General features: G+C 53.3%; 19 protein-coding genes. 6 read left to right on the forward strand and 13 right to left on the reverse strand.

The features are described from left to right. Nucleotides 1-169 precede the first annotated feature (169 nt). A complete protein-coding gene (locus F1381_RS10075) occupies nt 170-646 on the forward strand; it encodes a hypothetical protein (RefSeq protein WP_151734720.1) in 477 nt (158 codons plus the stop codon). A 94-nt stretch (nt 647-740) separates the two neighbouring features. On the opposite strand, the gene F1381_RS10080 is transcribed toward F1381_RS10075, so the two are convergent. Beyond that, complete coding sequence (locus F1381_RS10080) at nt 741-1,391, reverse strand: phosphatase PAP2 family protein (RefSeq protein WP_151734721.1); 651 nt, start codon at nt 1,389-1,391, stop codon at nt 741-743. 117 nt (nt 1,392-1,508) lie between these two features. Here F1381_RS10080 and hfq point away from each other — a divergent pair, with 117 nt between their 5' ends. After that, on the forward strand, nt 1,509-1,730 hold the full coding sequence (hfq, locus tag F1381_RS10085) for an RNA chaperone Hfq (protein WP_151734722.1): 222 nt from the start codon (nt 1,509-1,511) through the stop codon (nt 1,728-1,730). A gap of 139 nt (nt 1,731-1,869) precedes the next feature. Here the strand turns inward: hfq and F1381_RS10090 are convergent, their stop codons facing one another. Beyond that, nucleotides 1,870-2,949, reverse strand: coding sequence for a lactonase family protein (locus tag F1381_RS10090; protein WP_151734723.1), 1,080 nt, complete (start codon nt 2,947-2,949; stop codon nt 1,870-1,872). A gap of 222 nt (nt 2,950-3,171) precedes the next feature. Here F1381_RS10090 and F1381_RS10095 point away from each other — a divergent pair, with 222 nt between their 5' ends. Together F1381_RS10095 and F1381_RS10100 are read left to right on the forward strand one after the other, a co-directional pair. Then, on the forward strand, nt 3,172-3,507 hold the full coding sequence (locus F1381_RS10095; protein WP_151734724.1) for a hypothetical protein: 336 nt from the start codon (nt 3,172-3,174) through the stop codon (nt 3,505-3,507). Nucleotides 3,508-3,730: 223 nt separating this feature from the next. Then, nucleotides 3,731-4,999 (forward strand): peptidylprolyl isomerase, encoded by a 1,269-nt coding sequence (locus F1381_RS10100; protein ID WP_151734725.1) that lies wholly within the window; start codon nt 3,731-3,733, stop codon nt 4,997-4,999. 76 nt (nt 5,000-5,075) lie between these two features. Here F1381_RS10100 and F1381_RS10105 read toward each other — a convergent pair whose 3' ends face one another. Then, nucleotides 5,076-5,270: a DUF2188 domain-containing protein gene (locus F1381_RS10105; RefSeq protein ID WP_151734726.1), complete on the reverse strand. Its 195-nt coding sequence runs from the start codon at nt 5,268-5,270 to the stop codon at nt 5,076-5,078. 80 nt (nt 5,271-5,350) lie between these two features. Continuing rightward, nucleotides 5,351-5,950, reverse strand: coding sequence for a nitroreductase family protein (locus tag F1381_RS10110; RefSeq protein ID WP_151734727.1), 600 nt, complete (start codon nt 5,948-5,950; stop codon nt 5,351-5,353). A 269-nt stretch (nt 5,951-6,219) separates the two neighbouring features. Here F1381_RS10110 and F1381_RS10115 point away from each other — a divergent pair, with 269 nt between their 5' ends. Next, nucleotides 6,220-7,641, forward strand: a complete 1,422-nt coding sequence (locus tag F1381_RS10115) for a metallophosphoesterase (protein WP_151734728.1) — start codon at nt 6,220-6,222, stop codon at nt 7,639-7,641. Nucleotides 7,642-7,709: 68 nt separating this feature from the next. On the opposite strand, the gene F1381_RS10120 is transcribed toward F1381_RS10115, so the two are convergent. The 9 genes from F1381_RS10120 to F1381_RS10160 all read right to left on the reverse strand — a co-directional run bounded on the left by F1381_RS10120 (nt 7,710) and on the right by F1381_RS10160 (nt 18,043). Beyond that, nucleotides 7,710-9,221: a copper amine oxidase N-terminal domain-containing protein gene (locus F1381_RS10120; RefSeq protein ID WP_151734729.1), complete on the reverse strand. Its 1,512-nt coding sequence runs from the start codon at nt 9,219-9,221 to the stop codon at nt 7,710-7,712. A 112-nt stretch (nt 9,222-9,333) separates the two neighbouring features. Continuing rightward, a complete protein-coding gene (locus F1381_RS10125) occupies nt 9,334-10,002 on the reverse strand; it encodes a TraX family protein (RefSeq protein ID WP_151734730.1) in 669 nt (222 codons plus the stop codon). A 157-nt stretch (nt 10,003-10,159) separates the two neighbouring features. Next, nucleotides 10,160-11,968: an LTA synthase family protein gene (locus tag F1381_RS10130; protein WP_151734731.1), complete on the reverse strand. Its 1,809-nt coding sequence runs from the start codon at nt 11,966-11,968 to the stop codon at nt 10,160-10,162. 164 nt (nt 11,969-12,132) lie between these two features. Next, entirely contained in the window at nt 12,133-13,122 is a 990-nt protein-coding gene (locus F1381_RS10135) for an aldose 1-epimerase (protein WP_151734732.1), read from the reverse strand. Between the two features lie 85 nt (nt 13,123-13,207). Then, nucleotides 13,208-13,939 (reverse strand): MgtC/SapB family protein, encoded by a 732-nt coding sequence (locus F1381_RS10140; protein ID WP_151734733.1) that lies wholly within the window; start codon nt 13,937-13,939, stop codon nt 13,208-13,210. A gap of 189 nt (nt 13,940-14,128) precedes the next feature. Continuing rightward, nucleotides 14,129-14,920, reverse strand: a complete 792-nt coding sequence (locus F1381_RS10145) for an SDR family oxidoreductase (protein WP_151734734.1) — start codon at nt 14,918-14,920, stop codon at nt 14,129-14,131. A gap of 272 nt (nt 14,921-15,192) precedes the next feature. Then, nucleotides 15,193-15,987, reverse strand: coding sequence for an ABC transporter ATP-binding protein (locus tag F1381_RS10150; protein WP_151734735.1), 795 nt, complete (start codon nt 15,985-15,987; stop codon nt 15,193-15,195). Then, the gene (locus F1381_RS10155) at nt 15,974-16,900 is read right to left on the reverse strand and encodes an ABC transporter permease (protein WP_151734736.1); all 927 of its coding nucleotides are present in this window, start codon (nt 16,898-16,900) and stop codon (nt 15,974-15,976) included. Before F1381_RS10155 ends, F1381_RS10150 begins: the two co-directional genes overlap by 14 nt. A gap of 63 nt (nt 16,901-16,963) precedes the next feature. Continuing rightward, on the reverse strand, nt 16,964-18,043 hold the full coding sequence (locus F1381_RS10160) for an ABC transporter substrate-binding protein (protein WP_151734737.1): 1,080 nt from the start codon (nt 18,041-18,043) through the stop codon (nt 16,964-16,966). A 383-nt stretch (nt 18,044-18,426) separates the two neighbouring features. Between F1381_RS10160 and F1381_RS10165 the strand changes: the two genes are divergently transcribed. Beyond that, on the forward strand, nt 18,427-19,347 hold the full coding sequence (locus tag F1381_RS10165) for a C40 family peptidase (RefSeq protein WP_151734738.1): 921 nt from the start codon (nt 18,427-18,429) through the stop codon (nt 19,345-19,347). Nucleotides 19,348-19,362: the final 15 nt, after the last annotated feature.

Raw genomic sequence — 19,362 nt, forward strand, 5'->3', positions numbered from 1 at the left:
GTTATGTATATCCTTCGGCTGTTCGGTGAATTTTGAATAGGGTACATGGTTTATTTACCCATGATGCAGGCCGGCGAATTGCCCTGCACTTTAGGGCGGCCCGGCTTGCCGGTCTTCACCGGGATGTACCTGTACACAACCCATCCAGTCACGGAAAAGAGGTGAACCCATGAATAGCGTTATCCGTAAAATCACCGGCCTTACCGCTGCGCTCATACTGGCCGCTGCTCCCGGAGCGGCGCTTGCGGAAACTGCCGGGCAGACGCCCGCAGCCGCAGCCTACAGTCCTATGCAGAAAGGGCATCCGCACCCTCACGGCAAAGGCTTCCGCGCCGGCGGCTATTTCATCCTCAATGAAACAGCCAGGCTGCTGGACATGGAGCGCTCCGAAGTAATAAGCAGGCTGAAGAGCGGTACAACCCTCTATGCACTCGCCAAGGAGAAGAAAGGCTGGAGCGAGGAGCAGTATCTGCAAAAGCTGAGCGAAGCGGCCGGCGGCAAGGTGGACGAATCCGTCAAGGAAGGCCGCCTTACACAAGAGGAAGCAGCCAAGCTAAAGGCCGGACTGCCGGCCATGCTGAAGCTGACAATCAGCAACGCTGAAAGCTTCCACGGTACCAAGCCCATGCCTGGGCATAGCCACTGATTGACCGGTCGGACTTACAGACACAGGCGGATGCTGCCGCAGCAGGTTATGCGGGCATCCGCCTTTTGTGTGCGCGGCCGCTGCACTATGCCATTTATACGTTTCTGCGCCCGCGGCGTCGCCGGTATGCCTCAAAGCAGGCGATGCACAGCATCAGCCAGGCGCCGCTGGCCGCATATCCGCCGATGACATCGCTCGGGTAATGCACACCGAGGTAAATCCGGCTCCAGCCGATTCCCGCCGTTATCAGCACCGCAGACAGCAGCAGCAGCAGCCGCTCCCTTCCTGAGCGCATATGCCGCCAGAGCAGGAAGGCAAGCGCTCCGTATAAGGTGAACGCAGCCATGGAATGCCCGCTCGGGAAGCTGTAGCCTGTCGCTTCTGCCAGACGGTGAAAGGTTGGACGCTCACGCCGGAACCAGAGCTTCATCGCTGAGTTCAGCAGCTGCGAGCCCAGCCCGGCGGCCAGGAAGAACACAAGCTCCGTCCGGTGCTTCAGTATAAAGAAGAGCAGCGCCATGGCAGCCAGTGAAATACCGATCACCAGCTTGGTTGAACCGATCAGCGACAAGCCTTCGGCCAGAAAGGTCAGACCCGTGTTTTCCATACCTTGGACAAAGGAGATAACGCGTCTGTCAAAAGCAAGCGTCCCTTCCATCACCACGAGTGTGACAATTAAAGCAAAGCCGAGCATGAACCACAAGAGATAACGAAAGCTGGCGGACCAGCTCCGGTAAGATAACATGTCTTCCTCCTTATTCTGTGTCAGTTATTTATTTGTGCCTCTTTCCTGAGCGGGCCCTTCCCATGTTATAATGCAAACAGAGAAGACAATTCCTAAAAAAGATGGAGTGCTGCCAAAGTGGAAACTCTCAAGCTGCAGGAGCGCTTGTTGAACCAGTGTATTTCGAGCAAGATGCCCGTGACGATCTTTACAACGAACGGTGTAAAAATGCAGGGTCTTATAACTTCTTATGATGCGTATACCATCACATTGCAGGGGCAGAACGACAGCAGACAGAATGTGCTGTTCAAATCGGCGATTTCGACGGTCGTTCCCCTCAAGCCGGTCTCGCTCAAGTAACCGGCACTTCCGGAACGCATCGCTTCGCCTGGAAGAAATCATGTGAAGCCAAAAGGAACACCGGCGTCTACCGGTGTTCCTTTTGCATTTTGCGTCCGGTCATGCTATTGGCGCCGCTTGCGGCCTCAGCCCTGAGCAGTTAAAAAATCACGGGCTTCACACAGACCGGCTTGCCCGTCTCTGCCGTATTTCCGGTGAAAGTCAGCCTTCCGCTTTCGCGGTCTACGCTGAATACCACCAGATTGTTGCCGTCCCGGTTGGCAGCCACCAGGAAATCGCCGCCGGGCAGCAGGGCGAAATGGCGCGGATGTCCGCCCCGGGTCGCCACATATTCCACAGGCGTCAGTTCCTCTGCCTCAGGACCGACAGCATAGACGACAATGCTGTCATGGCCGCGGTTTGAGCCGTACAGGAACCGGCCGTCTTCCGAAATGGCAATTTCCGCACAGCTGTTATCCCCGCTGTACCCTTCCGGCAAAGTTGAGACCGTAGCAAGTGTCTTTAATTCACCTGTCTCGCTGTCATAGCGGAAAGAGGTAACCGTGCTGTCCAGCTCATTGATGACGTAAGCCTTGCGGCCATCCGGATGGAACAGGAAATGGCGCGGACCTGCTCCCTGATGCAGCGTGGTATCTCTGACAGCCTCCAGCCGCTGTCTGTCCTTGTCGATCTTGTAGGTACGGATCAGGTCGAGTCCGAGATCGGACAGAAACACAAAACGTCCGTCCGGGCTGAAGATCGCTGAGTGCAGATGAGGCTTCGCTTCGCCGGTATGTACGGCCGTATCGGTAAGACGTGCCGGCAGCCCGTCTTCGTCCATGGCGAATAGTCCGGCCATCCCACCGTGATAGCTGCAGACAATCATATATTCATTCCCGGAGTCCTGATTGATATGGCATGCGGTCGTTTGCTTACGGTCTTCCGTCGCCGGCATCGCGGCGGTACGCTTCAGTTCGTTCAAAGTCCCCGTTGCCGGATCAATGGCATAGGTTACAACCTCCGCTTCCTTCCCGCCCGCCTCATTCAGCCGTTCCCCGATGGCATGCAGCTTGCGCCCCGGAATATCGACATGCAGAAAGGTAGGATTGATGATGCCTGTGACGCTGTCCTTCAGTGTTAAGGTCCCTCCGGCTGCGCCGTCGAACTCGTATACCTGTACCCCGTTATCGCTTGCTGCCGCATAAGAACCGACAAATAACAGCTGCTTCTGATGATTCATCTAACTCATCCTCCTTAGGCAAGATGTAACTGGAAACAAGGCTGCTCCAGATCATTGAAAAATACGGCCATCTTTATAATTTACAATTTTTCGACTCCTATGACAAATACATTGGATAGAATGACAAAAAACATTTCAAAAATAAGACTTCTCAAAACAAAAAATCTATGCTATAATGAAAGCGCTAACATACATGTCTATTTTTATAAAGGGGGAACACGAATGAGCAGCCTGCTCGAGACCAGAAATGTATATGAGGACTTCGAGGTGGAGACGGACATTCTGTTCTTTAAGGTCGGTGACCACGACCTGGTCATTTTTCACGGCAGAAACTACAATATTAAAAAAAGAATGACTGCCGAACAACTGAACCGCTTATTGTCGAGCGCCAATTACTATCATGTATACGGCGGCTGCTATGTCAACCTGAACAAGATCAGCGGCATTGAGGATGACTGCATTTACTTCGGGGAGAAGGGCCATTACGCCAAGAATGTGCGGATCCCGCGGCGGAAGCAGGAGAATATCCGTCATTTACTGCAACAATTGCACTCGTAATCACTGTGGCGTAAGCGAGCCAAGGAGCTTTCGCAGAAGCTGTAAAAGCCGGAGCGGCACGGGTTCCCCTGCTGTTCCGGCTTTTTTTATGCCTGCAAACTTAAAGCAAACTTAAAAAGGTTCTTCACTTTTTTATACTTTCTTAAGGTTTGAAATCCTTTTTTCTGGTAAAGTTGTAGAAAGGACAGGCATCACCTATTATTGAAGGGAGTCATTAATTCTAATGGACAAAAAAGATGTAAACGGCAATGAACACCTGGAGTCAAACGAAACACTGAACAACACACCGGAAGAAACAGCCTCTTCCGATTTGAAATCCGAAGGACCGGAGAGCATTACACCGGAAACTGCTGAACCGGTTGCTGTAAACTCCGGCGCCGCTGAGGCGGCAGACCGTACGGTAGAACCGGTTACACCTGCGGAGCCGGTCAAGACAGCCACCCCCGCTTCCGGCAACGCCAATGTTCCTGTGATGACTAAGGTCGGCGAGCCTGCTGATTCGTCCTCCGCTCCGGGAGGCAAGGGCGGCAAAGGCTGGATGATCGCTTCGATCATTCTCGCCGCCGCGCTGATTATTGTGCTGATCAAGCCGCCGTTCCAGAAGGACGATGACAGCACAGCCGTAGCGACAGTCAATGGCGCAGACATTACCAAAGGCCAGTTCTATGACAAGCTGGTCGAAGCCGGCGGCGAAAGCACACTGCAGAACCTGATCACGACTACACTGGTGGACCAGGAAGCGAAGAAAGCCAACGTTACCGTTACGGATGAAGATATCAATGCGGAGATTGAGGATCTCAAGACTCAGTTCGGCGGCGAAGAAGCCTTCAATACCGCTTTGGCGCAAAGCGGCATGACCGTGGACGATCTGAAGGCGCAAATGCCGCTGCAGGTCGAAATCCGCAAGCTGCTGGAACCTAAGGTTACGGTAACTGACGAAGATATTTCCACTTACTACAACGACAACAAAGCTTCCTTCTCCGAGGAAGAACAGGTCCAAGCTTCGCATATCCTGGTTGCGACCAAGGAAGAAGCTGATGCCATCGTGAAGCAGCTGAAAGAAGGCGCTGACTTCGCTGAGCTGGCCAAGGAAAAATCAACCGATACCGGCTCCAAGGATAATGGCGGCGATCTGGGCTTCTTCACACGTGCCGATATGGTTGCCGAGTTCTCCGATGCGGCCTTTAACCTGAAGGTCGGCGAAACCAGCGAACCGGTTAAATCGGATTACGGCTACCACATCATTAAAGTAACCGACCGCAAGGAAGCCAAGGAATATACACTGGAAGAAAAGAAAGACGAAATCAAGAAGACCCTCACTTCACAGAAGGTGTCCGAAATGTCTTCCACCTGGCTCTCGGATCTGACGACAAATGCGACAATCACCAACTCATTGACCGATAAACCGGAAGAGAGCGAAGCCCCAGCCGCATCTGACGCTCCGGCAGCTTCTGAAGCTCCTGCTGCTTCCGAAGCCCCGGCAACGGAATAACGTTTAAACCATGTCAGCAAAAAAGGACAGGCTCCCATGCCTGTCCTTTTTTGTTGCATTCCGCGGCTTCCAGCAATCAGTGGCCTTTCTTGCGGACTTGCTTGTCATGATTCTCGCCCCACTCTTTGGCCTGTGCGGTCGCAATCGAAATGGCCCGCCCCTCTTCATATCCGTCCTCCAGCAGCGCATTGGCAATATCAATTGCTTTATTACGGACCGGAGCTGTGAAATTCTTCAGTGAATCCGGATATTCATCCTTATTCCAAGGCATAGTAAAACCTCCTTAGTGGGCTATAGCAATAATTAGCCCGGCTAAGGAGGTTCTAAACATGCTTATTGCAAACCGTAAGCTTATTTCCGCACTTTCACGCGCTCTTCAATCGGCTGGAACTCTTTGTCGCCCGGAGGAGTAACGACATTGCCGAAAGGCAGCTGCGCAATGAGCTTCCATTCGCTTGGAATATCAAAGGTCTCTCTGACCTCATCGTCGATCAGCGGGTTATAGTGCTGCAGGGAAGCGCCGAGTCCGGCTTCAGAGAACGCAGTCCACACCACATATTGCAGAATCCCGGAGGACTGGTTGGACCAGACCGGGAAATTCTCGGCATACAGGGCGAAGTTCTCCTGCAGGCTCTTCACAACGTTCTGGTCTTCATAGAAAAGAACCGTACCGTGTCCTGCTTTGAACGAAGCCAGCTTCTGGGCTGTGCCTTCGAATTGTTCGGTCGGAACAATCTTGCGCAGCGTCTCTGTTGTGATATCCCACAGCTTATCGTGCTTATCGCCAAGCAGCAGAACGGCGCGCGAGCTTTGCGAATTAAAGGAAGTCGGGCTATGTAAAACCGCCGTTTCCACGATTTCTTGGATCTGGGCATCGGAAATCGCAGCATCTTTACCAATGGCATACACGGAACGTCTGGCTTTGACTGCATCTAAAAAGCTTTTCGACATAAAATAACTACCTCCATTTATTTTAGTAACTAACTTTTTAACATAATAACACTTTTATTTTGTGAGCACAACAGCTTTTTCAGAAATTTTCCTTTGCTGCAGGTTGTTCCACATTATATTGTCGCGATTATCGGAATGTTTATGCATACTCTCTGTTTTTCTTTAAAGCAATCCGGCTGTACAGAAACACTGTTCACATTTCAGATAAACATTAGCCGGCGGAAATAGGCTACAATAACAGGCACATAAGCTGAAGGAAGGTCAAGCCAATGAAGATTACGAAACAGATCCTGCAACCGCTGAAGAACCACAAACGGAGACACCTCATCGCTTTGCCCCTATTGGCCGCAGTAATGCTTCTGGGAGGCTGCAAGGACGAAACTGCCACCTCCGCCCTTTCGGCTAAAGTCGAGGCTCTGACAGCAGAGTCTGCAGGCCCCGTCGCGTTCTGGGTTGCGACCGATACGCATTATCTGGACAAGAAGCTGGTTGACGGCGGAGCGGCTTTTGAAGCCTATGTAAACGGTGGCGACGGCAAAATGCTGCCTTATAGCGATGAATTGCTGGAAGCGCTGGTGTATGATGCGGAGCAGAAGAAGCCCGCCTTCCTGATTCTCAGCGGGGATTTGACCAATAACGGAGAAACAAGCAGCCACAAGGAACTGGTGAAGAAGCTGAAGCGGATTGAGCAGGCAGGTACTTCGGTATATGTCATTCCTGGCAACCACGACTTGAATAACCCGTGGGCCCGCTCCTTCAGCGGAGAGAACCAGATCGTTGCCAAGCATATTACCGATAAGGATTTTGACAAGCTCTATGCCGATTTCGGCTATGACGAAGCGCTCTCCCGGGATGAGAAGAGCCTCAGCTATCTGGTACAAGCCGCTCCCCGGCTATGGCTGCTAATGATCGACAGCGCCCAGTACGCCAAGAATGAACAATACGGCTTCCCGCAGACGGACGGCCGGATTCTTCCCTCCACACTGGAATGGATGGAGGATTGTGCAAAGCTGGCTTCCGAGGCGCAGGCTTCGGTTATCACCGTTATGCACCATAATCTGCTGAACCACACCTCGATGCAGGTGTCTGGCTTCCGCCTGAACAACAGCCAGGAGGTGCTCGGACAGCTGCGCCAGGACGGCCTTAATCTGGTGCTCTCCGGCCACATCCATATGCAGGATATCCGGCGTGATCAAGGTGCCGGCAATACTGATGTAACATCTCCGGTATATGATATCGCCACAAGCGCCTACGCTGTAAATCCTCATCAATACGGGGCCATGACCTTTGATCCGCTCACCCGGAAGGTCACTTATACCAGCACCGCAGTGGACGTAGAGGGCTGGGCGGCTGCCAAGGGCAGCAGTGACCCTAACCTGCTGGATTTCAGCTCATATGCGGAGGATAACTTTGCTTCCTCATCCTACAACAAATCGCTGCAGCGGCTGGCGGAGAGCTCATTCAGCGCTTCTGAGCGGGCATCCATGGCCGAAGCCATGGCCAGGCTGAACGTCTATTATTTTGCCGGGACAGCCAAGGAGCATTTGACGGAAATCAAGGCCATGCCGGGCTTTAAGCTGTGGGAACAGACGGAGGGCGGCTTCATGTCCGGCTATATCCGCAGTATGGCGGATGAGAAGAGCGAGAGCAATGTGTCGCTGGAAATGGTGCTGGACGCTCCTCAACCTTAGTTAAATAATTCCTAAAAGCAAGGGCCCGCAAGCCATGTATGGCTGCGGGCCCTTGCTTTAAATTGCGGTTATGGACGATTCACCAGGATGTATCCGTCCTCGTACACCTCCACTGTCGCATGCAGCGCGGTTGCCAGGAACCGCAGCGACACATAAGCATCGCCGTACTCATCAACGAATACCGGCTTCGGCAGCTTCACTGCTGTGCCGTTCACCAGCACCTGGTCCGAGTTGATACGGAAGATCAATTGATCGCCGTATACGTCTTCAGTGACTACGATGGCCCGGTTGGCAGCATCCCATTCTACCGTTGCATCCAGATCTTCGGCCACATAGCGCAGCGGCACATAAGTGGTGCCACCCTCGACGATCGGATAATAATACTCATCCTCCGGCTCGATATAGAGCGAACGGGCGGTGATACCCAGATCGTTCTTCAGCAGTCCATAGACTGCCGAGTCTTCCTCGAAGCTGCGCAGCGTCTCACCCGGTGTCAGTTCTGCGCTCATCATATCGATCGCTCCCTCGGTGCTGATCGGATCGGCCGTTACGGCTCCGTTCACGTTCCAGACTTCACTTTCCAGCTGGAAGGAGATCGATTGCAGCGGCAGATCTTCACCTGCCGGCAATGCAATGTTCAGGTTAATATTCTGCTTGCGGATATGGAAGCCGCTGTCCACAAAGAGATCAATGTTCAGCTTCGTATCCTTACCCAGAATGACTCCGACATCGGAATCTTCATACATCGCCTGCACCTGCTTGTCATAGACAAGCAGCAGCGTATCAACCGCCAGCTTGGCGGCATCATGCAATACCGTAACTACAGCCTCTTTGTCCTCCAGCGGAATATCGCCGAAGCCGAGATTATCCAGCTCGGCATCCAGTCCGGCCGCCGTCAGCACCGGAAGCAGATAGTCGTACAATCCGCTGATCAGATTCTTGAAGCCCTCGGTATCCTGCGACACGGATTTCAGGAAGCTTTTTAACAGTGCAGGCAGCTCTTCACCAGTAATTTCCGCATGAAGCTTCGTCAGGTTGAGGTTCTGTCCATAAACGGCTTCGTTAACGGAAGAGACGCTGATCGTGCCCGGATTCGGAAGATTCTTCACCACAAAGCTGGTCAGCAGCTTCGAAACCTCCAGCGCCTTGGCTTCATCGAGCCCTTCCAGATTCAGCTCTTCGTCATATCCGGCTATCGGCGCATAGAACGGCTGTTTCGCTCCCTCGACCGTAAATACAACGCCTTCCGTATCCACAAAGAAAGCAAACGGAATGGCGAGCTGTTTGTAATGAAGTGTACCCGCGGCAGATACATTGCCGTTATCCTGCAGCTTTACGTGAGCCACATCAAGCGAAAATGAATTGATCAGATCGACCACAGCCTGGTCATCACTGCTGATTCCCGCTGCGGGTACAGCTTTTACAGATAAAGTGGTACTAGATTCCGAGGATTTCACGTCGAGATCCCCAAGCAGCGCCTTGTTGACATCAAATCCCGCCACGCTTTGGCAGCCGGCCAGAATCAGTACCAGCGCGAGCAGCGGCAGCAGCCACTTGCTTCTTGCCTTCATTGTCCTCATAGCATGTCTCCTTTGACTGAAATGTGTAATTGCGTATATCCATCAGCTCTATTCGATAGAGGAAGGACCTGTCTTGGATGAGCATAAACGTTGCCGTGGATGACAACATCGGTTAAATGAGGAATAAACTTCGCCAATCCATATTTACCCATTCACCTGAATCCAGAATCTTGATCGCCGCAAGTATAGCGAGATGCGCCGGATAGAAGGACCACCACACCCAGCGGGGCAATCTGCGGGCTTCCAGCGCCTTAAGGTAGGCCGGCATTAGACCGATCAGCAGCGTCGGAACGATGCTCAGCATCTGGACTTCCCAATAATAGTAGAACAGATAGATAAAGTTCAGAACGAAGTGGCCCAGAACAAGCCAATACGAACGCAGATAGCGGAAAATCAGCACCAGGAACAGCCCGTAAGCGTTATAGTCAATCGGGAAATGGTCCATAACCACGAACGCGGCAAGAACGACCGGAATCCCCAGCCACACATTCGGCAGCTTATCCAGAACAATCAGCACGATTTCAGACAGCAGCAGTGTGAACACAACGTTCCAGCCGTCCGGCGTCAGCGCGAGATTAAACGGAATTTGGGAAATCAGCGCAATGATCAACAGCCTGACCATGTAACGCTTCTTCGATGAAGTATGTATATGCCCTTGCACCAGCAAGTAGCAGTAGATCGGGAAGGCAATTCTCCCAATGTACCTCCACCTTAAATCATCCGGAAAAAAAATATAGCCGACATGGTCGATCAGCATCGTCAGCATGGCGATAATTTGCATCTGCAGCCTCCTGTATTAGGGTGTTTGCTAGTAATTATCCCTGCGTTTACGATGAAACGCAACACTTGGCCATCAGCAGGAAGCAAATTTTGCAAATAAAAAGAACCCTTCCTCCACTTACGCAGGTTCAGGGTTCAAGTTTCGCCTGGGTACAGGCTCAGAACATCAGGTCAGCGGCATATTGCCCGCCCTCAAGAAGATCATATTCCACCAGAAGGTAATCGTTCAGTAATGCCTGCTGATGCGCGTTTAATTCCCGCAGTTCTTCGCCGGACTTGCCGAGCAGCACGCTTTTGCTCAAACCCGGCAGCTCGCTGCGCACCTCTGTCAGCATCCGGTAGAAAGGCGGCATGTCCTGTCCGGTCAAACGGAACACCTCGGGTCCAAGAAAAACTGGGCTTAACGTGCCCAATTGCTGCTCTCCCAGTTCGAAATTCGCCAGGATCAGCAGGGTTGTTTCATGCTTCAGCCGCGGGTTACCGTTCCAGTCCGCAGCGGTGTATATCCCGTCAGAGAGCGCTGGCAGATGGTCTCCCCAGAAGACGGCAATGGTCGGCCGCTGAATCGTCTGCAGCTCCTGCTGCAGAAAGACAAGCGCTTCGTCGGTCAGCTTCGTAATCTGCGCATAAGTCTCCAGTTCGTCGCGGTTCTTCTCCGGCACTCCAGTTACACTGACCGTATTGGGGCCGTTTTGGCCTTTGGTAAAGGGAAAATGATTCTGCATCGTCACCAGATGAACAAACGCCGGCCCGGAAGCAGACCTCAGCTTGCCCACAGCCTCGGCAACGGCGGCCCGGTCAGAGATATAGGCGTTCGGCGTGAGCCGCTCTGCATCCGGCATGTCCTCCTCACTGGTGAATTCATCAAAGCCAAGAGTCGGGTACACCCTGTTGCGGTTATAAAAGGTTCTGTCATAGGGATGCAGCGCCTGTGCGGTGTATCCGCGTGCTTTCAGGATGCTTACAATGGACGGCAGCGTATCCATTTTGACTATTCGCTGCTGGTAAGGGATGGCTCCGTCATTCAAAAAATACATCGACAGCCCGGTCAACGCCTCAAACTCCACATTGGCCGTATTGCCGCCAAATTCCGGGGACAGCAAGTAACCGGATGGATTGTCTTCCGCAGCTTGACGGATAAATGGCAGCGGGTCTTCGCTATATTGATAAGCGCTCATCCGGACCGGATCAAAAAACGCTTCATCCATCATAAACAGAATATTCGGTTGTAGCCCGCTCCGGGTTTCTCCCGTTTCTGCGGCATATTTGTCCGCTATCACGGCAATCGCCTCCCGGCTGTAGCCCTCCGGCTCTTCCAGCAGATTCTGGCGCAGGTTGCCCGTAAAGGCAAACACAAATCCGTTCCGGCTATAGTTCACCTTCTGGTTCCAGAACAGGTTCTCGTATTTCATCGTTGCCGTCAGCGGAGACTGGGCAGAGACCATATCCACAAAGCCGGCAATGCCGAACAGTCCTGCTAACAAGACTGCGAGACGCAGCGTCATGCGCACTTGTATCGTCGGCAGCTTGCGGATCAGCCATACCAGGACGCCGATGAGCAGCACCGCCGCTGCCAGCATCAGGGGAGAGATCATCCCTTGCGTAATCCGGAGCATTTCCGGAGCATTCCTGAGCATCAGCAGGTCCCATGGGAAGAGCGGCTCCCCTGTTGTCCCCTGCTTCTTGTAAGCAGCTGCAGCAACTGCAATGAGCAAGAACCCGGTGACCGCAGGACCTGTATACAGATTAGGCAGAATCACCGAGCTGCACAGCAGCAGCAGGAACAGGCACAACGCACCTGCGAGAAAGAGCCAGTAATATTCGCTTATCCAGGCCAATACGGCATAGACATCCAGGTTAAATGAGGCCAGCTGTAAGATGAAATTCAATATAAAGCCGCTGAGCAAAAGTACGGCAGCCAGCCGCCGCAATCCTCTGCCGGCTTGATGGTTATAACGCAGTCGCATAGCTATCCACTCCCGGGTTGGTCTAAGCAGTGTTCAAGCGACCAGTATACGTTATTTTGATTAAAAAGTCATGCTGCTGCCGGCGGCGAGGATAAAGTCATATCCGCACATACCAAAAAGGACAGCAATCGATCTGCCGTCCTTCCAGACACTATCAGGGTGTACTACTTCACATACAGGCGTGCTGTCTCTTCCCAATATTCTCCCGGCGCCAGGCTGAACAAGCCGATTTCCTCTGCCGGAAGATCAACCTTCGGCGCGTTAACGAGGTTAATTTGCGGTTCCGGACAGAAGAAGCCTTCGGTGGCCCCGTTGTTCCAGATCATCCACTGCTTGTAGGAGGTACCGACATCATAGACCAGCGTCACGCCGGCTTTGGTGTCCGTCAGCTCCATCTTGTTGCGGCCATTCTGCGGAACGGCGGTGTAATGATTGTCCATCGGCCCGAAGAACGGGTTGACGCCTTCCCCTCTGAGCGAGACTTCCTCGGCGGTCAGCGCCTGGAACTTACCGGTCGGCAGCATGCGCTCACTCAGCTCCCAGCGCTCGCCGATGGTAGCCTTCACACGGTAATCCCCGGCGGAGCTGTCCGGTGCGAACGGAGCGTTAATGGCGGTATGGAACGCCAGCAGACATGGCATCAGCACATCACCGTCATTATGTACGCTCAGGTGCTGGGTCAAGCCACCTTCACTTAAGGCGTAGCGCAGCTTCACCGTATATTTGAACGGCAGGTATTGATAGGAGGCGTGGCTCTCATCCACCTTGATTGCTACGGTTACATAGCTCTCCGTCTTGCCGGCGCCAAAATCCTCTACCGCCCAAGCGGCAGTATGCAGGAAGCCGTGCAGATGGTTGCCTGTTGCTTCTTCATTTACCGGGAGATGGTAGGTTTGTCCATTGAACGGAAACTCTCCATCCTCGTAGCGGTTCGGCGGGAACAGCACCGGAATCCCGTGGATGCCAGGGCTGGCTTTAAAAGCCTCCATCTCCTCTGCGCCTGGTTCATGCAGGAACCGGTAACCGTTTTCGGTATCGCGGAAGCAAATCAGATTACCGCCGATTCCCGGCAGCACCGCTGCCTCATAACGCCCGGCCTGCAGCCAGACGGCATATTCTCCTTCATATTGCCCTTCAAAAGCTTTAATTGCCATGATTGCATGATTCTCCTTCCATAATCTCAATATGACTGTCTCCTGAATAGATTACCACATCTGCCCAGGAGACGGCACGCCATTTTTACAATTGTTCTACCTCGACGCTCATCACATGCTCGATTTTCTTTACATCATTGTAAACTTCCGTAGCATAATCACGATCGGAGCACGATAATACCATATCGATCATCTGTCTGCCGTCCTCCAGATCCTTGATCCGGATGCGGCGGATGGTCCGTCCGGTCACTTTCGCTTTCTTGTGCATTCCGACTTCCGGACCTTCGATTCTGTTGATAACATCCGTGAGCTGGTAGCCCGGCTCCATAATGATCTGGACCGAAATTTCATGCTTGTTCAGTACCTGCGGGCCGATCATTTTGATCAGCAGCGGGACCAGATTGACGGCGAACATCAGCAGAATCACAGCATATCCGGCTTCAACGTAGAACCCCGCCCCGACCGCGATGCCGATTCCCGATGCCGTCCAGATCAGCGCGGCCGAGGTCAGGCCGGAAATCGCATCGCCGCCGCGGCGCAAGATCACCCCCGCCCCCAGAAATCCGATTCCGCTGACGATCTGGGCCGCCAGACGCATCGGATCCATGGTGGGATGCTCGGCGCCGCCGAACTTGTCGTAGGCATGAATGGATACCAGTGTGACCAGACAGCTGGCAATACTGATAACCATACTGGTCCGGATGCCCAGCGGTTTTTGCTTTAATTGCCGGTCGATACCGATGAACAGCCCGAACAGCATGGCCACGAGCAGCTTCACTATAGATTCCGTATGGACATCGATGTCCCATATATTCATGGCTCCACCTCCAGACGCAGATAAGTTACAGCAGGTTAATAGAACCGGCTTACACAGTAAAAACGGACCACGCCGCTGCTCCTGCCCGGTCCAAGTGAAGGCGGGCAACTAGTAAGCAATGCACGGGTCCGTTTCTTCCGGCGGAATATTATATTACAGTCTATGCCGCAGCCCGGTCAAGTAGACGGATCAGCCGTGCAGGAGCGACTCCGCGCCATCACAATAGATCTCGGTGCCGGTAATATGATCCGAATCGTCCGACGCCAGGAACAGCGCCAGTCTGGCCACCTGGTCAGGCCGCCCCGGCCCCTTTTCCAGCGGCTGGCCGCCGTCGGGGAACTGCACTTCGATCTGAACTTCTTTCAGATCCTCCGATGGGAACGTATTATCGTCGATATTGGTGGTGATGGCTCCGGGACAAATCGCATTGACGCGGATTTTATACTGAGCCAGCTCCAGCGCAGCCATCTTCATAAAGGCAACCTGTCCGGCCTTCGTTGTACTGTAGGCCGAGAAGCCGACATTGGAGAAGACGCGGTTGCCGTTGATCGAGCTGTTGATCAGCACGCTGCCGCCGTTATCCTTCAAATAAGGAATCGCATATTTGACAGTGGCGAATGTGCCGCGCAGATTAATATGAATCGTCTGATCCCACGCTTCTATATCCATGGTCTCAATCGGCGTCATTGCGCCGTTGATGCCAGCATTGGCGAACACGATATCCAGTCTGCCCCACCGCTCCGCCGCCTGCTTAACAGCCGCTTCAACCTGCTGCGGCTCGGCGATGTCGCACTCAATGACCACTGCTTCCCCGCCTTCCTGTTCTACCTGGCGCCGGACCTTCTCGGCGTTCTCCGGTGTCCGGTCGAGGAGTGCCACCTTCGCCCCTTGGCGGGCGAATTCCAGCACAGTCGCTCTGCCGATGCCCGAACCGCCTCCGGTAATGATCGCTACCTTGCCCTCAAGCTTCTTGTCTGCCATCTTCGTCATCTCCTCCTGGGTAGTTGCCGGCGAATTGCTGTAGATTTCTGTGTTGCCTTCCGGCATTCACTTGGTGTAAAGGTTACGGAATAAGTACTTTCCTTAACTTTTACCTCGCATACCCGGTATTGAATCGGAGAATAGGAAAGCAGCCGCCCAAGCAAAAAAAGACCCGGCAAGGCAGAAATGCTGCCACTTCATGCCCCGGGTCTTTTGATTTAGTGTCCAACAGCGGTTCAGACGGCACGGACCGTTCCCGCCAGTTATACGGTCTAGCCGAGAACGATCCGGTCGTCCGCCAGCTTATGGCCGCTGATGCTCTCGAATTCGCCGAGCAGCCGCTCCACGGTCAAGCCTTGCTTGCGCTCTTCGTCGATATCCAGAATAATAGAGCCTTTATCCATCATAATCAGCCTGTTGCCCAGGCGGATGGCCTGCTCCATATTGTGGGTCACCATCAGTGTCGTCAGCTTCATCTCGCGCACAATCGTTTCGGTCAGCCTCGTAATCAGCTCCGCCCGCGCCGGATCAAGCGCAGCAGTATGTTCATCGAGCAACAAAATCTGCGGCTGGGTGAAGGTAGCCATCAACAGACTGAGCGCCTGCCGCTCCCCGCCTGACAGCAAGCCGACCTTGGCCCGCAGCCGGTTCTCCAGCCCGATGCCCAACCGGCTGAGCTGCTCCCGGAACAGGTTGCGTCTTCCGCCGTTGACGCCAATGGAAAGCCCGCGGCTCTGTCCACGCTTGTAAGCCATCGCCAGATTCTCTTCAATGGTCATATGCGGCGCCGTTCCGGCCATCGGGTCCTGGAAGACCCGGCCGATCCAGCGGGCGCGCTGGTACTCCGGCAGGTGGCAGATGGAGCTGCCCTCGATTCTTGCATCCCCCAGATCAGGCTTCATAACCCCGGAAATGATGTTCATGAGGGTCGATTTACCGGCCCCGTTGCTCCCGATTACGGTCACGAAATCGCCGGCCGTAAGTTCCAGATCGATACCGAGCAGCGCAATCTTCTCATCCGGTGTACCGGGATTGAACAGCTTGGATACATTCTCAAGCCTTAACATTGGCGGTTCCCCCTCTCTTGCGGGCAATCGCCTGCTCGGCAAGCTCTGCGCTGCGTTTGCGGGCCGTCTTCTTCTGCTTCACATAGCGCTGAATAGAAGGGAACAGCAGCGCAATAATAACGATTATTGCCGTAATCAGCTTCAGATCAGATGCTTCCATTCCCGGAGCCCGCAGCGCAAGCGCCACAACAATCCGGTAAACAATCGAGCCCAGCACGACAGCCAGAGTCGCCCGGAATACACTTCCCGCTCCAAAGATCGCTTCGCCGATAATAACCGAGGCAAGGCCGAGGACAATCATTCCGATCCCCATGGAGCTGTCGGCAAAGGAGGTGTCCTGGGCGATCAGCGCACCAGAGAGTGCAACAAGACCGTTGGAGAGACTAATTCCCAGAACGGTTGTCGTATCGGTATTTACACCGAAGCTGCGGATCATCCGGGCGTTGTCGCCGGTAGCCCGCAGGGCCAGACCAAGGTCAGTACGGAGGAATACGTCCATCAGCAATTTGACCAGGATAACCACAAACGGCATAACTACCAATAAGTTAATCGGGCTCAGCAGGGTGTCCTCGCCCATAAGTGAGACATTGGGCTTGCCCAGAATCCGCAGATTGATCGAATAAAGCGCAATCATCATCAGAATGCCCGAAAGCAGCCCGTTGATTTTGCCCTTTGTGTGCAAGAGACCGGTACACATGCCGGCCAGCGCTCCGCCCAGCAGTGCGCACAAGGTGGCCAGCCATGGCGAATAACCGTTAGTAATCATTACGGCGGCAATTGCACCGCCGGTGGTGAAGCTTCCGTCCACCGTCAAATCCGGAAAATCCAAAATGCGAAACGTAATATATACGCCGAGTGCCATAAAAGCATAAAGCAGCCCTGATTCCAAGGCTCCCAGCATCGAATTCATCATGGGTGACTTCCTCCTTTAAGCGGCATGGGGCCTCCCGAGAGAGCGCCCCATTATACAATTCTGTTATTGGATGATGCTGTCTGCCGTATCAGATACTTCTGCCTTCATGGCATCCGTAACCTCAATGCCCTGGGCTTCCGCCGCCTTCAGATTCAGGATCAGGTCCAGCTTCTCCTGCATCTTGACTGCCATATCGCCGGGATTGGCGCCATTCTTGAGGATTTCCACCGCCATTTCGCCGACCTGGTAGCCATGGTCATAATATTTGAAGCCTACTGTGGCGAACGCACCTTTCTCTACGGTATCGCGGTCTGCAGAGAAGAACGGAATCTTGTTCTCATTGGCGGTCTGGATGATTGCGTCTACACCGCTGACAACCGAGTTGTCCAGTGTAATATAGAACGCATCCACACGGCCGACCAGCGATTCAGCGGCCTGCTTCACCTCAGAAGTGTTCGTAATCGGGGCTTTCACCAGCTCAATGCCGTGCTTGTCGAGCTCTTCCTTGGCGATCCCTGCCATAACCACCGCATTCGGCTCGCCTTCATTAATGATCAGTCCCACCTTCTTCACATCCGGGAACTGGCCGGCGATGAATTGCATCAGGCGCGTAATTGATTCCGGATTCGTATCCGAAGCTCCTGTTACGTTAGCGCCCGGATGCGCGAGATCCGGGACAAGCTTGGCGTCCAGAGGATCGGTAACGGCTGCGAACAGAATCGGCGTATTCTTGTCCACCTCCTGCACGACTGCCTGCGCCGAAGGCGTAGCAATGGCCAGCACCAGATCATTCTTATCTCCGGCAATCTTCTGAGCCACCGCAATGTTGTTCGACTGGTCTGCCTGGGCATTCTGCAAATCGACCTTCAGATTCTCCCCTTCTACAAGGCCGGCATCCTTCAGCGCAGCCAGGAAGCCTTCCCGCGTTGCATCCAGCGACGGGTGCTCCACATACTGGGAAATTGCGATTTTGTAGGAATCCTGCGCCGCAGGCGCTTCGCTTGCCGGAGCGTTCGTTGCATTAGCCGCGCCATTGCCGGAGTTAGCAGCATTCTGCGTATTCGCCGCATTGTTGCCCCCGCAGCCGGATATCGCCAGCATCAGGCATAGGCCGAGACCGGCCAGCACATTTTTTCTTTTCATGAAATAACCCCTTTTCTTTTACGGTTTCAGCGCGTGCATCAATGGGAGCGGTTAAGCATTATCGCTTTCATCTTTAAAAGCGATAAAGCAAAACCTTACACTTAACTCACATTTAATACAGCAAATCTATTAAACTAATATTATATGGCGGTGCAATATCCGTCAATCATTAATCACTGCGCCAGATATTACAAAACAGGCACAATACGCGCGAACCGGCAAAGGTATGTATGTAGTAATTCTTGACATTAATCATTAGTGATGTATATCCCGATCTATGCAGGATCAGGAAATGCAGGCAATATGTTTTGTTTCCCTGCTCTGATGAAACCACTGCAGGCTGAGCACACTTTAGATACAGTCTGATATTGGAGCGTGTTAATATGCCAACAAGCAAATCAGCCAAATCCGCCGCCATCGTGGCGCTCACAGTTCTGATGACTGGCACATCGGCCTGCGGATATTATTCCAAGGACACTAAACCCAAAGTAAATTCGGTAACCCCTACAGGCAATATCGCCGGCAGCTATTATGAGAAGAATTATTATAAAGATCCAAAGGGAACCTTCTGGATTCCGCTGAAGCCGGCGGCCGCATCCATCGGGTACCGGATGAAGGATGACACCTCAAGCGGTGGATATGCCAAGATCGGCTATACGGATGTCATGTATATGCTGAAGCCCAATTACAGCCAAGCCTTCTCGCTGGGCGAAAAAATCACCCTGCCTGACCCACCGATCCGGCACAAGGGGCAGCTTTACGTTACTCCTACCGCGTTATCCAAATTTCTGCAGACCGAAGTGGGCTGGAATCCAACCAGCGGAGAGATCAATATCACTCCGCCCGTAGATAAGGAAGCCGGAACCCAAGGTGCTGACGCGCCCGGAACGCTGCGCATCCAGAGTTTATCGGAGGCCGACAAAGACGAGCTGGTTGCCTATGCCAAGAGGTATCTGGGCACCCCGTATGATTTTGGCGCAGGCTCCTATGAAGAAACCAAGAAATTCGACTGTTCCTCCTTTACACGCCATGTGTTTAAAAAATTCGGCGTTACTTTGCCCCGTCTGGCCAGAGATCAGGATAATGTAGGCAGACGCGTGTCCCGCAGTGAGCTGGATGTAGGTGATTTAATCTTCTTTACGGTCCCCGGCCGATTTGAAAGCGATGCTGTCCCGGGCCATGTCGGGATCTATATCGGAGACGGCAAGTTCATCCATACCTGGGGAGAGCCCGGTGTGCAGATCAGCAAGCTCGATACGGGATACTGGCATGACGTAATTCTTCATATGACACGGGTACTGTAAAATAACGCCATTTGA

Origin of the sequence: Paenibacillus tengchongensis (assembly GCF_008973665.1) — a bacterium.
Lineage (GTDB): Bacteria > Bacillota > Bacilli > Paenibacillales > Paenibacillaceae > Paenibacillus_AQ > Paenibacillus_AQ tengchongensis.